The organism is Deinococcus sp., from assembly GCF_025362455.1.
Taxonomy (GTDB): Bacteria; Deinococcota; Deinococci; order Deinococcales; family Deinococcaceae; genus Deinococcus.
The window spans coordinates 1-14876 of the sequence record NZ_JANYGJ010000175.1 but is presented as its reverse complement, the minus strand read 5'-3'; the positions used below and the strand labels follow the sequence as shown (position 1 = coordinate 14876).

Sequence of the window (14876 nt, the reverse complement as noted above, 5' to 3'; positions counted from 1 at the left end):
CAGTACTCCGAATTACGCCACGGGGAAAACAGCCTCCCCGCGCCTCCATTCTGCGTCCTGCTCAGTTAAAACTACTCGCTCCGCTCGGTCATAAAAAGGGTCTTTTTATGACATCTGCTCTGGACCTCAAACGACACGCCCACATCCAGCACCGACTCCAGCACCGTATATCCAGTCGGTCCACCGGTCAGCGCGGCACCTGGCCCCCGGCCCTGCCCGCTCAACATTAAACGCCTCGTCAGGTCGCCGTGAGGGTTGTGTCAGCCGAACAGGAGTACAGTAGGCACTTGGGAAGCGGTCACCCAGCCCCTCCCAGCGGGCGTTATTCTGCTATGCCCGGCACCGCTTCTGCCCAGCTTCTGCGCAACGCTCCTGACTTGTAATCATGGTGGTTACTTGATACTATCTGACTCAAGTTATCTGCGTTATCTTTCCCGGTAGACGTTCGAGTACCGCCCGAAGATAGCGTTTCCCTGCACAGGCGAAAGGAGCCGTTCATGCCGACCGACAACGTTCCCACCCCGACCATTCCCTTCAACATTCCCGTCTGCCCGGTTCGCGGCAGCGTCATTTACCCGACCATGGTGCAGCACATCGACGCCAGCCGGGCGCTCAGCATCTCGGCCATCGACGCCGCCATGGCCGAGGAGAAGGTCATCCTGATCGTCTCGCAGCGCGACAAGGACATCGACGACCCGGAGGGCAGCGACCTGTACGACGTGGGCACCGCCTGCAACGTGCTGCGCGTGCGCAAGAACCCCGACGGCACGGTGCAGATGCTGGTGACCGCCCTGGCCCGCGTGCGGGTGGCCCGCTACACCAAGACCGAGTTTTTGCGGGCCGACGTGCAGGTCATGAGCGTCAAGGCCGGGAAGTCGGTGGAGTTACAGGCGCTGGTGCGCGAACTCAACGACAAGTTCGAATCGGTCATCCAGGGCGGCAAGGGTCTGACGCCCGACGCCGTGCAGGCCATTCAGGGCAAGGAAGACCCCAGCGAGCTGGCCGACTTCATCGCCTTCCACATGGATTTCCGCCTGGAAGACAAGCAGACCGTGCTGGAGGAGGCGACCCTGACCGGGCGGCTCAAGAAGGTGCTGACGCTCCTCGACGCCGAGCAGGAAGTCATGGCCGTGCAGCAAAAGATCCGCGCCCAGGTTAAAGAGGAGATCGACCGCAACCAGCGCGAATACTACCTGCGCGAGCAGATGAAGGTCATCCAGAAGGAACTCCACGGCGGCGAGGACGGCGAGACCGACGAGACCGAGGAGCTGCGCGTCAAGATCGAGGCGCTGGGCCTGCTGCCCGACGTGAAAAAGGAAATTGACCGCGAGCTGAACCGCCTGTCGCGGATGCACCCCGACGCCGCCGAGGCCACCGTCATCCGCACCTACCTGACCTGGGTGACCGAGCTGCCCTGGAACGTGCGCAGCGACGATCAGCTCGACGTCAACGAGGCCGCCCGCATCTTGGACGACGACCACTTCGGCCTGGAAAAAGTCAAGGACCGGGTGCTGGAGTACCTGGCCGTGCGTCAGCTCCGCAAGGCGCGGGCCGAGCGCGGCGAGATCGACGCGGGCGAGGTCAACAAAGGCCCGATTCTGGTCTTCACCGGCCCTCCAGGCGTGGGCAAGACCTCCATCGCCCAGAGCATCGCCAAGGCGCTGGGCCGCAAGTATGTTCGCATCGCGCTGGGCGGCGCCCGCGACGAGTCCGACATCCGGGGCCACCGCCGCACCTACATCGGCGCCATGCCGGGTCGGCTGATTCAGGGCCTGCGCACGGCGGGCACCAAGAACCCGGTGGTGCTGCTCGACGAGGTGGACAAGCTCGGCACCAGCCACCAGGGCGACCCCAGCTCGGCGCTGCTGGAAGTGCTGGACCCGGCCCAGAACTTCAACTTCACCGACCACTACCTGGGCGTGCCGTTCGACCTGTCCGAAGTGATGTTCATCGCCACCGCCAACTACCCCGACCAGATTCCGGCGGCGCTCTATGACCGCATGGAGGTCATCGATTTTTCGAGCTACATCGAATCCGAGAAGCTCGAAATCGCCAAGCGCTACCTGCTGCCCCGCCAGCTCGACCAGAACGGGCTCAAGGGCAACCAGATCCAGATTACCGACGCGGCCCTGGAGCGCCTGATTTCCAACTACACCCGCGAGGCGGGCGTGCGCAACCTGGAGCGCGAGATCGGCACAGTCGCCCGCAAGGTCGCCCGCAGGCTGGCTGGCGGCGGCCCCAAGCGCGTCAAGGTGACCGACAAGGAGCTCGACCGCTACCTGGGCCAGAGCCGCTACACGCCTGAAACCGAAGCGCGTGAAGACACCGTGGGCCTGGCCACCGGCATGTTCTACACCCCGGTGGGCGGCGACATCCTGTTCGTGGAGACCTCGGTGAGCCCCGGCAAGGGCCTGCTGCTGACCGGACAGATCGGCGACGTGATGAAGGAGTCGGCCAGAGCGGCCCTGACCTACATCAAGACCAACGCCGAGCGCTTCCACATCGACAAGGACAAGATCGACAACAGCGAGATTCACGTCCACTTTCCGGCGGGCGCCATTCCCAAGGAAGGCCCCAGCGCGGGCGGGGCGATTGCCACCAGCTTAATCAGTGCGCTATCGGGCATTCCGGCCCGGCACGACGTGGCCATGACCGGCGAGATCACCCTGACGGGCCGCTACCTGCCCATCGGCGGGCTCAGGGAGAAGGTGCTGGGCGCACGCCGGGCGGGCATCAAGCACATCATCATGCCCAAGAGCAACGAGCCGGACCTGCGCGACATTCCGCTGCACCTGCGCTCCAGCATGGAGTTTCACCCGGCGGAGAATCTGGATCAGGTGCTCGACGTGTCTATCGTCGGTGGCCTGGCGGCGCTTGAACGCGGGATCGGTTCGGCAGGCGGCGCGGGCGGAGAAAGCAGCGAGCCGGTAAAGAAGACCGTCCGGCGCAAGCGTGGCGCGGCTGAGGCTCCGGCCTCGGCGTAAGCAAATTTAGTGAAAGCGGGCGACCCTTACCAGGCCGCCCGCTTTGCTGTTGTCACACCGGGCGCCTGGGCACCAGCTTGACTTCCACGTCCATCTCCAGCACCTCGGCGATGCGGCGCAACGAGTCCATGCCGTGCGCGTGGTAATCGGGGCTGAGCCAGCGCGACACCACCGGCGGAGTTACACCGAGTCTCTGGGCGACCTGAGCACCGCTAACCCGCCGCAGCCTCAGCGCCCGCCGCAGCTCCAGGCTGACCGGATCGGGCGCAGGGACGATCTCGGCATACTCCAGTTCGAGGGTAGTCGTGTCTGGAACGGCGTCAGCCAGCGCCTGAGCGATCAGTGCGTCCAGATTTCGCATGACACCCAGGCTGAAGCCCAGTTCCTCGTCCGAGTCGTTGAAAGTTGTCGGCACTTCTCTAACGGTGATTTGAACGCCGCGTTGAATCTCTTGATAAGTCGTTGGGGTCAACATCTTTTCTCCTCTCAATTCGACATTGCGGTCACAACGATGTAATAGCTGCCGTTCCAGCCGACTTTGACTCGAAATCGCACGCGAGCGAAGTGACGGTCAAAATTGAGTCCTGGTGCGCGGGTGCCGCCCGGTAGGTCTTTACTGATCTCGTCGGGAAAGCAGATGACGTCCGTCGCGTCTTCGAACGTCAGGGCATCCAGACTCAGTTCCTGGCGAGCGTGCCGACTGAACAGCAGAGTATCCTGGTCCACCGCCTGCCAGATGGCCGTCAGCTCCCAGTCCAACACCTCATCTGTGGTCAGATCAAAGCCGCCAGACGCTCGGATATATTAGCACAAAAGCTAACTTTTAGTCTCCCGCCTGCAACATGTTGGCTTCCAGCCGCTCGGCCACGTTCACCACATGGTCGCCCAGCCGCTCCAGGCTGCGGGCCATGCGGGTGGCGGTCAGGGCGGCGCTGACGTCATGCGGGTTTTCCAGAATGCGGGTCAATGAAGCCCGCTGAAGCTGCTCGTACAGGGCGTCCACCTGCTCGGAGTCGAGCTTCATCACGTCGCGTACACCGCTGAGGTCGCGCTCGGCGAAGGCGTAGGCCAGGCGCTCTAACATGCTGCCGAGCAGCCGGGCAATCGGCAACACGTCTTGGAGGGCCGCGCTCTGGGCAAACGGCTCCAGCGCCTCCAGGTCGCGGCCCACCTGGCGCCCATAATCACCGACCCGCTCCAGATCGGCCAGGCTGCGAAACACCATCACGTAGAAGTGCAGGTCGTGCTCACCCGGCGCCTCGGCCAGAGCACTCAGGCAGAGGTCTTCGAGTTCGTGCTCCAGCACGTCGGTTTCGCGCTCCAGCGCGGCGGTGCGCTCGGCCAGCCCGGCGAAGGCGCCCCGCCCCGCCGCGCCCTGAAGCAGCGACATCTGTTCGAGCGTAATGCTGAGCATCCGCAGAAAACGAGCGCTCAGATGCGCCCGTGTCTGGTTAGGGATGCTGGAGGTCATGGGAGCCAGTCTGAATCATGGACGTAAGGGGTATGTCATGTAGAAAAGGCGATTTCATCAACGTCTCGACTGTACTTTATTAGGACTCACTTTATTAGGACTCACCCGAAGCGGCCCGTCACGTACGCCTCGGTGCGCGGGTCACGCGGCGAAGTGAAGATCTGATCGGTGACGCCGTGCTCGACCAGATCGCCGTTGAGGAAAAAACTGGTGGTGCCCGACACGCGGGCGGCCTGGTGCATGTTGTGGGTCACGATGATGATGGTCGTGACCTTTTTCAGCTCGGTCATCAGGTCTTCGATCTTGGCGGTGCTGGCCGGGTCGAGCGCCGAGGTCGGCTCGTCCATCAGCAGGATTTCCGGCTCGACGGCCAGGGCGCGGGCGATGCACAGCCGCTGCTGCTGCCCACCCGACAGGCCGGTGGCCGGGGACTTGAGGCGGTCCTTGACCTCTTCCCACAGCGCCGCGCCGCGCAGGGAGCGCTCGGCGACCTCTAGGAGCGCTTTCTGGTCGCGCATGCCAGCCAGCTTGAGGCCGCTGACCACGTTGTCGAAGACGCTCATGGTCGGAAAGGGGTTGGGTTTTTGAAACACCATCCCGACCCGGCGCCGCACCTCCACCGGGTCCACGCCGGGGGCGTAGATGTCCTGACCGTCGAGCAGGATGGTTCCGGCCACGCGGGCGCCCGGCGTCAGGTCGTGCATCCGGTTGATGGCCCGCAGAAAGGTGGTCTTGCCGCAGCCCGACGGCCCGATCAGCGCGTTGACGGTGCCCTTTTCGACGTTGAGGTCAACTTGCCGGACAGCCTGTTTGCTGCCGTAGAAAATATCGACTTTGCTGGCGGTGAGAAGCTGGGTCATGGGGTTCCTTTAAGCGTCTGCATTAGCGTCTGCATCATTACCGTCTGGGCCGGTTGGCGAAACGCGCCAGCATCGAGGTAATGAAAATCAAGGTAATCAGCAGCAGCGCTCCGGCCTGGGCCAGCCGCTGGTTTTCGTCGTAGGCGCTGGTGGCCCCCTTGAAGATCTCCAGCGGCAGGGCACTGGTGGGGTTTAGCGGATTGAAATTCACCAGATTGCTGCCGAAGGCCGTGAACAGCAGCGGCGCCGCCTCGCCCGCCACGCGGGATAAGGCCAGCAGCACGCCGGTGATGATGCCGCTGCCCGCCGCCGGAAGCACGATGCTCAGAATGACTTTCCACTGCGGCAGCCCCAGCGCCAGCCCCGCCTCCCGCACGCTGAGCGGCACCAGTTTCAGCACCTCCTCGGTGGTGCGGACCACGATGGGCACCATCAAGAGTCCCAGAGCGATGCCGCCCGCCAGCGCACTGAAATGGCCCATCGGACGGACCACCAGCGCGTAGACCACCAGGCCCATCACGATGGCGGGAATGCCGCTGAGCACGTCGCTGAGCATGCGGGTGATCGGCATCAGGCGGTGGCGCGGATACTCGGCCAGGAAGACGCCGCCCGCCACGCCCACCAGGATGCCCAGCGCGGCAGCCATGCTCAGGATCAGCAGCGAGCCGGTGATGGCGTTGGCCAGGCCGCCGCCCTTCTCGCCTTCCGGGGCGGGCGTGTGCAGAAAGAAATTGGCGTCCAGCGCACCGACGCCCTTAATCAGCAGAAACCCGAAAATCAGGATCAGCGGCGCGACCACGACGATGGTACCCAGGCCGATCAGATAGCCCATGACGGCGTTCTTGGTCTTGCGGCTGCCGCTGAGACCAGCGCGGCCCAGCGAGGCAGGCTGAGGTGGTTTCATCTGTGAGACGGCCATCTCACAGCCCCTTCGGCGTCATCCGCACGATCAGGGTGCGGGCCACCAGATTCACGACCACGCTGACGAAAAACAGCGTCAGGCCCAGTCCCACCACGCTGGCGCGGTGCAGCCCCTCGCGGGCGTCGCCGAACTCGTTGGCGATCATCGAGGCCATGGTGGCGGTCGGCGCCCAGATGTTCTTGAGCAGTTCGGGCGTGTTGCCGATGACCATCGCCACCGCCAGCGTTTCGCCCAGCGCCCGGCCCAGCGCCAGGATCACGCCGCCGAGGATGCCCGCGCGGGCGTAGGGCAAGATCGCCAGGCTGATGACTTCCCACTTGGTCGCGCCCAGCGCGTACATGGCTTCGCGCTGATCGGCGGGCACCAGCCGGATCACGTCGCGGGCCACCGACGCGGTGAACGGCAAAATCATGATCGCCAGGATGGTGACGGCCAGCAGGAAGCCCTGTCCCACAAGAACTTGAGGCATGAAGAAACACGGTAACGACGTTTTGCCCGCGTTGAACAGATCGGTGCATTGAGCTGCCAGACCCGGATTGCTGAGAAAGAGCCAGGTCTGGAATTGCTGAAACAGTGGCTTGAGCGCGAACAGGGCCCACAGCCCGTAGACCACGCTGGGCACGGCGGCCAGCAGTTCCACCAGGTAGCCGACCGGGTTGGCCAGCCACTTCGGCGCGTACTCGGCGACGAACAGCGCCGAGGCGATGGCCAGCGGCACACTGATGATCAATGCCAGCAAACTGGTCAACAGCGTGCCGATCATCAGGCTCAGGGCACCGAACTCGTTCTTGGGCGGATTCCAGACGTTGGTGCTCAGAAAGCCCAGCCCGAACTGCCGGATAGCGGGCCACGACTGCACGCCCAGCAGCACGATGCTGAGCACGAAGGTCAGGGCGATGACCATCGAGAGCCCGACGACGACGCGCCGGAACACGCCGTCTCCCTTCGAGCTGAGGCGTGGGCGGTTTATCCGGCGCAAAACGGTTTCATTCATGTCGGCCTTGCGTTGTTGGTACGGCGAAGGGCTGGCGAAAGCGCATGGGTCTATTTCAACCGCCGAGTGTCAGCCGCCGGTCAGGCCACCCCGATATGCGAAATCGGGACGCCCATACTGGAGCGCCCCGCGTGGAGTGGAGAGGTTCAGACCTTCAGATTAGAGCAAATGTCATAAAAAGGGTCTTTTTATGACCGAGCGGAGCGAGTAGTTTTGACTGAGCAGAACGCAGAATGGAGGCGCGGGGAGGCTGTTTTCCCCGTGGCGTAATTCGGAGTACTGCTCTAAAACTTGGCGCCACCGTAGTTCATGGTGCCGATGATGCTCTTGGCCTTGGCGGCGACGTTGGCGGGCAGCTTGGCGTAATCGAGCGGCTCGTTGTACGCCTGGCCGCTGGTGGTCATCCAGGTCAGCAGGGCCTTGAGGTCCTTGGCCTGCTCCTGGGTGCGGCTGCCGTACTTCTGGTCCTGATAGAAGATGACGTAGGTGAAGCTGGCAATCGGGTAGGCGTCGGCGTTGGCGCTGTTGGTCAGGCTGACGCGGGTATCTGCCGGAATGACCACGCCGAGCGCGGCGGCGGCTGCCGGGCCGTTGTCGGCCACGATGGCCTTGCCCGCGCGGTTCTGGACGGCGCCGAACGACAGGGCATTTTGCTTGGCGTAGACCAACTCGACGTAACCGATGGCGCCGGGCGTGCTCTTGACGATGCCCGCCACGCCGTCGTTGCCCTTACCGCCCACGCCGACGGGCCACTGGACGCTGTTGGCCGCGCCGACCTTGGTCTTCCATTCGCTGCTGACTTTGCTAAGGTAATCGGTGAACACGGCGGTGGTGCCGGAACCGTCCGAGCGGCGGGCCACCGTGATCGGCAGGCCGGGCAGGGTCACGCCGGGGTTCAGGGCCTTGATGGCCGGGTCGCTCCACAGCTTGACTTTGCCCAGGTAGATGTCGGCCAGCAGCTTGCCGCTGAAGACCAGCTTGGGATCACCCGGCAACTTGTAGGCCGGGACCACCGCGCCAATCGCCATCGGAACGTGCAGCAGCTTGCCGGGCGCGGGCTTCATGGCCTCGTCGCTCATGGGGTTGTCGCTGGCGCCGAAATCGACGGTCCGGGCGATGATCTGCTGCTGCCCGGCGCCGGAGCCGACCGACTGGTAGTTGACGTCGGTGCCGCTGGCCTTCTTGTACTCGGCGAACATCTTGGAATACAGCGGGTAGGGAAAGCTGGCGCCCGCACCCGTGACGGTGGCGGCGCTGGCGGCGGCGGTGGTGGCGGCAACAGTAGCGGCAACAAGGCTTAGGCCCAGGGAAAGAATCTTCTTCATGCCTCACACTCTGCTGGCTTTGTGTCAGGCGAACGTCACTGCCGTGTCAGCCTTTTGTCAGCTCGGTGTGGTGTCCCGCCTGGCCCCTCGCTGTTCCCACTGCCCGCCACTCTCTTACTCCCGCCCGGCTATTCTCGCCCGGCTACTCCCACCCGGCTGGCAGCAGCCGCACCGCCTGCATCAGCAGCAGGGTCACGGCCACGTCCAGCAGGCCCTGAACGCCGCTGATAAGCTGATCGGCCAGGGTATGGACGCTCAGCAGCCCCGCCGGAGGCCACACGCTCATGATGGTAAAGGCGACGCTCGCGGCGGCGGAGACATTGAGCCAGGTCAGCAATCTGGCCCGGCCCAGCGGGTTGTCCGGCTGGGTAAACAGCAGGCTGGTGACGGCGAAGATGGCCAGGTTGGTGACCAGACCCGTACCCGAAGCCAGAAAATACAGCAGCGCGGCCAGCGGATTGACCTCATCGGCCAGGCCGCTGAGCGAGGCGGTCATCACCGCTGCGGAAATGACCAGCAGCAGGGCGGCGTTGAGCGCGATCAGCCACGGGAAGGTCCGCCGGAAAGCCCGCAGGAGTCCGCTGTGTTCCGGCGCCGCCAGCCCGCGCAGGTAGCCGCCCAGCAGCAGCGTCCAGAGGGCCAGACTGGTGACGGCCAGCAGCGTTCCAGCGATGCTCAGCCACCACAACGAGTCTCGCGGCCCACTGCCGCTCAGGGCGCCGTAGACCCCACTGGCGATCATCGCCGCGATCTGCACCCAGAGGGCGACCAGCGTGGCCTGCCGGGCAAGGGCGGCGTTCAACCCGTCTCCGTATCGGCGTTCTGCGGTTCACTCTGCACGTCCGCCCACCCTAGCGGGTCCGGGCCGGTCACAACGTCGCCCCAACCACTCAAAGCGCAGACACTCAAGGTGCAGGCGCTCCAGGCGCAGACACTCCAGGCGCAGACACTCAAGATTCAGCTCCTCACTCCCAGTTTTTTGTTCAGCAGCTCGCGCACCACGTCGGGCCTGGCCTGGCCGCCCAGGGCCTTCATGACCGGGCCGAACAGGGCGTTGCTGGCCTTGGCATTGCCGCCGCGCACCTTCTGCACCGTGGCGGGGTCGGCCAGCAGGGCGGCGTCGATGGCGGCCTCGATCGCCCCGGTGTCGCTGAGCACCGCCAGCCCGCGCTCACGCACCAGCACGGCGGGGTCATGGCCGTCCATCACGCCTGGCAGCAGGTCCTTGGCCATCTTGCCGCTGATGGTTCCGGCGTCGATCAGGCGGACCAGGTTCGCCAGGTGGGCGGGCTCAAGCGGGCTGGCCTCCAGCTTCTGCTCGCGGGCGGCCAGGTATCCGGCGACCTCGGTCAGCAGCCAGTTGCTGAGCTTCTGTGCGTCTACCGGGGCGCCTTCCAGACCTCTATCCAGAAAGCGGCTCAGCCCGGCGTCCAGGCTCAGCGCCTCGGCCTCGCGGATACCCAGGGCCAGGTAGCGCTCCCGTTTCTGGGCAGGCAGTTCAGGCATCGTTTCCCGCACCGCCGCGATCATCTCCGGGGTGATGTTCAGCGGGGGCAGATCGGGCTCTGGGAAGTAACGGTAGTCGGCCTCGCCCTCCTTGGTGCGCATGACAAACGTCTTCTGGCCGCCGTCGTCCCAGCCCATGGTGTCCTGGCTGACGGCGCCGCCAGCAGCCAGAAGGCGTGTCTGACGGGCGATCTCGTATTCGAGCGACCGTTGCACGCTGCGAAAGGAATTGAGGTTCTTGACCTCCACCTTGGTGCCCCAGGGCTCGCCGGGCCTGTGTAGACTGACATTCACGTCGCAGCGCATCTGACCCTCTTCGGGGTTGGCCTCGCTGACGCCGAGAGATTGGGCGATGGCCCGAATCTGGACCAGAAAGTCGCGGGCCTGCTCCGGGGTGCTCAGATCGGCCTCGGTGACCATCTCGATCAGCGGCATTCCGGCGCGGTTGAGATCCAGCAGGCTGTAGGGCGCATACGTCGGGTGCATCAGCTTTCCGGCGTCGTCTTCGAGGTGGGCGCGGGCAATCCGGATGGTCTGGCCGCCGAGTTCCAGCCGACCATTGCGGGCGATGGGCCGGTCATACTGCGAGAGCTGGAAGTTTTTGGGGGCGTCGGGGTAGAAGTAGTTCTTGCGGTGAAACTGGGTAAAGCCCGCCACGTCGCACTCCAGCGCCAGGCCGAACATGATCGCCAGCCGCACCGCCTCACGGTTGAGGGTCGGCAGCGTGCCCGGCAGCCCCAGCGTGAACGGATCGATGTAGCTGTTGGGTTCCTTGCCGAAATACTCCGTGCTGCACGCGCTGAAGATCTTGGTGCGGGTTCTCAGGTGCAGGTGGACTTCCAGGCCGATGACGGGTTGGTACATGGCAAGGAGTATAGGGGGACTCGCGGCGCGTGGCTTGTGGCCGGTGGGGAGCGCCGTATATGCTCAACGAAGCCGTATTCCGGAGGCACCTATGAACCGCCTGACGCCACAAAAAGCCGCGCTGTTCGAGTTGACGCACAACCTGCGAAGCGAGATTCTGGCCGCGCTGCAAGGTGAAGACCTCAGCTTCAGCCTGGGCGCTCAGACACTCACGCTCCGGCAACTCCTGACCGAACAGGGCCAGATTCAGGCCAGCTATACCCGGCTGTTTGAAACCCTGGAGCTGACCTTCGACGCATCCGCCCCTGGTAGCCTCAGCACCGTCCCTGAGTTCACGGCCTGGTTCACTCGCCTCGACGCCGATATGTGGGCGGCGCTCTGTGCCCTGAGCAACGAGCAGCTCGACCAGCCCGTTCAGCGAGGGTCGCACGCCGTCCCGCTGGGCATGACCTTCTACACCTACCGCGAGTCGGTGTTTATTTTTGCCGCCAAGGCCAGCGTGTACCTGCGGGCGCTGGGCCGCGAGTTACCGAAGCAGGTGAGGGGTTTTGTGGGCTAAGTAGACCGGGCTGCACAGCGTCTGTCCGCTCTCCACGCCTCACACCAGCGCGGCTTCCCGCTCCTGCAACTGCCTTGCAATCTCGGCTACGGCTTCCTCGGCGTGGATGCGCCCGTTCTCGATGAAGACCTGGTTGGTCCGGCCCGCGTAGCCCGCCGACCCGGCCACGAACAGGCCCGGCACGCTGCTCTCGTGCGTGCTGCTCAGGCGCAGGCACTCGTCGGGCAGGGTCGCCAGGTTCAGGTCTTCGAGGAAATTCAGCTTGGGGCGGTAGCCGGTCAGGGCGAAGGTGAAATCGGTGGGCAGCTCGAAGGTGCTGCCGTCCGCGCACTCCACCAGCACGTGTTCCGGGTGGATTTCGAGAAGGCGCGACTCGAAGTGGGCCTTGATGCTGCCCGCCTTGATGCGGTTTTCCAGGTCCGGGCGCACCCAGTACTTGATGGTGGATTTCAGCTCAGGTGCCCGCACCACCATCGTCACATTGGCGCCGCCTCGCCACAGATCCAGGGCGGCGTCGGCGGCGCTGTTGCCCGCGCCGATCACGGTCACGTCGAGCTGCCAGAAGGGATGCGCCTCGGTGTAGTAGTGGCTGACATTCTCCGCGTCCTCACCGGGAATACCCAGGGCGTGCGGATTGTCGTAGTAGCCGGTGGCGACCACCACCCGGCGGGCTTCCACGGTGTCCATCTGTCCGTCCTTGGCCTCGACTTCCAGCGTGAACCCGGCGGGCGCGGCGTGGACGCGCGTGACCTCGGTGTACTGGCGAATGCTGAGCGCCTCGCGCTGGGCCACCAGGCGGTAATACATCAGCGCGTCCTTGCGGTCGGGCTTGTCGTGCCCGGTCACCATCGGGTGCCCACCGATCTCCAGCTCCGGCGCGGTGGTAAAAAAGGTCATGTAGGTGGGGTAATCGAAAATGGCGTTGACCACGCAGCCCTTGTCGAGCACCACGTAACTCAGCCCCGCCCGCTTGCAACTGATCGCCGCCGCCAGCCCCACCGGCCCCGCCCCGATGATGGCCACATCGATCAGGCCGGAAGTCGCAGATTCACTCGAAATCGTCATTGGAGAAGTGTGCCATGTCGGCGGCAGGAAAACGGTGTGATGGGGCAGTGGGCAGTGGGAAGTAGGGCTTGATCTTTTCCCACTGCCCACTGCCCACTTCCTACTCCCTACCTCCTACAATTCTCCGCGCCCAGCCGTGCTCAACTGCTGATATGAACCTCGACTCGATGACCCACGTGGACCATGCCCGGCGATTTGCGCTGCTGCTGGCGTCCAGCCTGGGCACCTTCGTGTTTATCGCCCTGTGGATGGCGCTGAACTGGAATATCCTGCTGGCCGTTCTGGGCGGCGCGGCGGTGGGGACGCTGGGCTTTTTTCCCTTCAGGGCACTGATGAGGCTGTTCTTTCCGCCGCCCAACCACCGCTACCGCCGCAAAATACGGCGCTGAGGGCCGGTGGACCGCGCCGCCTGCCGGTTTCTCACCACCCAGTCGGGGGGACGTTGCGCCCTGCCAGGCCACTTATACTGAGGGCGTGATGCGGGCGGCGATGTCAAACAGGTCGATGTCAAATAGGTCGAGGTCAAACAGGTCGAGTGGAACGTTGAGTGTGGCGCTGAATCTGGCCGGTGAAACGGCGCTGATCGTCGGCGGCGGCGAGGTGGCGCTGCGCCGGGCCACCACCCTGAGCGCGGCGGGCCTGCGGCTGCGCGTGGTGGCGCTGGACGTGAACGCGGCGCTGAGCGAACTGACGGGCGACATTCAGCGGCGCCCCTTCGAGACCGCCGATCTGGACGGTGCCCGGCTGGTCGTGGCCTGCACTTCCAGTATGGCGCTCAACGATGAGGTCACGCGCCTGGCCCGGCTGCGCGGCCTGCTGGTCAACCACGCCGGAGCCGCCGAGGCGGGCACGCTGCGTTTTCCGGCATTGATAGAGCGCGGCGGCCTCAGCGTGGCGATCAGTACCGGCACCGAGTTGCCGATGCTGGCCCAGGCCCTGCGCGAAAAGCTGGGCGCGGCGCTGCCGGAGTCGCTGCCGATGAACGACTGGAGCGCCCAGCGCGACGCCGCACTTCAGTTGGCCGGGTCCGAACGCGCCGCCGCGCTGGACCACCTGCGCGTTCAGATTCGCGCCGGGGTGGGGCTGTGAGCGGGCTGCCGGTGCTCGATTTGCCCACGAATGGGCTGCCCGGCCTGAACCTGGCCGTGGTGGGTCTGAACCACACCACCGCGCCGCTGGAGGTCCGTGAACGCGCCGCCGTGCGCGAGAGCGAGCAGGAAGCCGTGCTCAGGCACCTGCGCCGACACGCCCGCGAGGTGATGCTGCTGACCACCTGCAACCGCACCGAGGTCTACCTGGCGGGCTACAGCGGCGACCCACTCGCCGCCTTCGAGCAGTCGTGGGGCGAGTGGTTCAGCGGCCACCTCTACGTCCACGAGGGCGAGGCCGCCGCCCGGCACCTCTACCGCGTGGCGTCGGGCATAGACAGCCTGGTCATCGGCGAGACGCAGATTCAGGGGCAGGTCAAGCGGGCCTGGCAGGTCGCCTCCGGCCACCACGACACGGGCGCGCTGCTCAATAAAGCCGCCCAGGGCGCCCTGGCGGCGGGCAAGAAGGTCCGCAGCGAAACCGGCCTGTCCGACAAGGTGGTCAGCGTGTCGAGCGCCGCTGTGGAGCTGGCCGCGCAGGTGCTAGGCGACCTGACGGGCCGCACCGCCTTGATCCTGGGCGCGGGCGAGACCGCCGAGCTGACGCTGACGCACCTGCGTTCAGCCGGAGTCACCGACATCATCGTGGTCAACCGGACCGAGGGGCGTGCCCGCCAACTGGCCGACAAGCTGGGGGGCCGCGCCTGCGCCGCCGAGTACCTGCACGAAGTCCTGCCCGAAGCCGACGTGGTGATCGCCTCCAGCGCCGCGCCGCATTACGTGCTGGGCGCCCAGGGCGTTCAGGCAGCGCTGAGTGGGCGCCCGGAGCGGCGCATGATGCTGATCGACATCAGCGTGCCGCGCATTCTCAATCCCGACATCAACAGCGTGCCGGGCGCCCACCTGTACAACTTCGACGACCTTCAGAGCGTGGTCAGCCGCAACCTGGCCTCCCGCCGCGAGGCGCTGCCCAGGGCCGAGGCCATCATCGACGAGCACCTCGGCGACCTGCTGCGCTGGCAGACCGTGCGCCAGACGATGTTCGAGGCGCGGCTGCGGCAGCATCAGCCCTCGGCCAGCCTTTCGACAGCCTGCGATTAGAGACTGTCTGGAAAGCGTAAGGCTGCCGCTAGGCTGCTGATTCAAGCTGTTTCTCCCGCTCAAACTCAGCAAGTCGCCGGATCATGATACGAATAAAGGTCAACTGTATGAATGCCTCGGTCACCTCTGGCAGCAGG

Annotated in this window: 16 protein-coding genes; 5 read left to right on the top strand and 11 right to left on the bottom strand. The window is 65.1% G+C overall.

Translation table 11 applies throughout. From position 1 onward, the window contains the following. Nucleotides 1-71 precede the first annotated feature (71 nt). The gene (locus tag Q0R23_RS13090) at nt 72-227 is read right to left on the bottom strand and encodes a hypothetical protein (protein WP_293913695.1); all 156 of its coding nucleotides are present in this window, start codon (nt 225-227) and stop codon (nt 72-74) included. A 270-nt stretch (nt 228-497) separates the two neighbouring features. Between Q0R23_RS13090 and lon the strand changes: the two genes are divergently transcribed. After that, nucleotides 498-2984, top strand: coding sequence for an endopeptidase La (gene lon / locus Q0R23_RS13085; protein ID WP_293913693.1), 2487 nt, complete (start codon nt 498-500; stop codon nt 2982-2984). A 52-nt stretch (nt 2985-3036) separates the two neighbouring features. Here the strand turns inward: lon and Q0R23_RS13080 are convergent, their stop codons facing one another. From Q0R23_RS13080 to gatB, 9 genes are all read right to left on the bottom strand, one after another. Next, the gene (locus tag Q0R23_RS13080) at nt 3037-3459 is read right to left on the bottom strand and encodes a helix-turn-helix transcriptional regulator (RefSeq protein ID WP_293913691.1); all 423 of its coding nucleotides are present in this window, start codon (nt 3457-3459) and stop codon (nt 3037-3039) included. Between the two features lie 11 nt (nt 3460-3470). Continuing rightward, the gene (locus Q0R23_RS13075; protein ID WP_293913689.1) at nt 3471-3743 is read right to left on the bottom strand and encodes a DUF4258 domain-containing protein; all 273 of its coding nucleotides are present in this window, start codon (nt 3741-3743) and stop codon (nt 3471-3473) included. A gap of 64 nt (nt 3744-3807) precedes the next feature. Next, nucleotides 3808-4455, bottom strand: a complete 648-nt coding sequence (locus tag Q0R23_RS13070; RefSeq protein WP_293913687.1) for a PhoU domain-containing protein — start codon at nt 4453-4455, stop codon at nt 3808-3810. 101 nt (nt 4456-4556) lie between these two features. Then, the gene (gene pstB / locus Q0R23_RS13065) at nt 4557-5315 is read right to left on the bottom strand and encodes a phosphate ABC transporter ATP-binding protein PstB (protein WP_293913685.1); all 759 of its coding nucleotides are present in this window, start codon (nt 5313-5315) and stop codon (nt 4557-4559) included. A 37-nt stretch (nt 5316-5352) separates the two neighbouring features. Continuing rightward, entirely contained in the window at nt 5353-6219 is an 867-nt protein-coding gene (pstA, locus tag Q0R23_RS13060; protein ID WP_293913683.1) for a phosphate ABC transporter permease PstA, read from the bottom strand. A gap of 16 nt (nt 6220-6235) precedes the next feature. Next, on the bottom strand, nt 6236-7231 hold the full coding sequence (pstC, locus tag Q0R23_RS13055) for a phosphate ABC transporter permease subunit PstC (protein WP_293913681.1): 996 nt from the start codon (nt 7229-7231) through the stop codon (nt 6236-6238). Between the two features lie 284 nt (nt 7232-7515). Continuing rightward, complete coding sequence (gene pstS / locus Q0R23_RS13050) at nt 7516-8556, bottom strand: phosphate ABC transporter substrate-binding protein PstS (protein ID WP_293913679.1); 1041 nt, start codon at nt 8554-8556, stop codon at nt 7516-7518. 142 nt (nt 8557-8698) lie between these two features. After that, entirely contained in the window at nt 8699-9358 is a 660-nt protein-coding gene (locus tag Q0R23_RS13045; protein ID WP_293913677.1) for a hypothetical protein, read from the bottom strand. 155 nt (nt 9359-9513) lie between these two features. Then, complete coding sequence (gatB, locus tag Q0R23_RS13040) at nt 9514-10926, bottom strand: Asp-tRNA(Asn)/Glu-tRNA(Gln) amidotransferase subunit GatB (protein WP_293913675.1); 1413 nt, start codon at nt 10924-10926, stop codon at nt 9514-9516. A gap of 91 nt (nt 10927-11017) precedes the next feature. On the opposite strand from gatB, the gene Q0R23_RS13035 reads away from it, so the two are divergent. Next, nucleotides 11018-11485: a hypothetical protein gene (locus tag Q0R23_RS13035; protein WP_293913673.1), complete on the top strand. Its 468-nt coding sequence runs from the start codon at nt 11018-11020 to the stop codon at nt 11483-11485. Between the two features lie 39 nt (nt 11486-11524). Here Q0R23_RS13035 and Q0R23_RS13030 read toward each other — a convergent pair whose 3' ends face one another. Further along, a complete protein-coding gene (locus Q0R23_RS13030) occupies nt 11525-12550 on the bottom strand; it encodes a YpdA family putative bacillithiol disulfide reductase (protein ID WP_293913671.1) in 1026 nt (341 codons plus the stop codon). Between the two features lie 152 nt (nt 12551-12702). Between Q0R23_RS13030 and Q0R23_RS13025 the strand changes: the two genes are divergently transcribed. The 3 genes from Q0R23_RS13025 (at nt 12703) to hemA (ending at nt 14739) form a co-directional block, all read left to right on the top strand. Continuing rightward, entirely contained in the window at nt 12703-12939 is a 237-nt protein-coding gene (locus Q0R23_RS13025; protein ID WP_293913669.1) for a hypothetical protein, read from the top strand. 160 nt (nt 12940-13099) lie between these two features. After that, a complete protein-coding gene (locus Q0R23_RS13020; protein ID WP_293913667.1) occupies nt 13100-13639 on the top strand; it encodes a bifunctional precorrin-2 dehydrogenase/sirohydrochlorin ferrochelatase in 540 nt (179 codons plus the stop codon). Beyond that, the gene (gene hemA / locus Q0R23_RS13015; RefSeq protein WP_293913665.1) at nt 13636-14739 is read left to right on the top strand and encodes a glutamyl-tRNA reductase; all 1104 of its coding nucleotides are present in this window, start codon (nt 13636-13638) and stop codon (nt 14737-14739) included. Before Q0R23_RS13020 ends, hemA begins: the two co-directional genes overlap by 4 nt. The last annotated feature ends 137 nt before the right edge of the window (nt 14740-14876 follow it).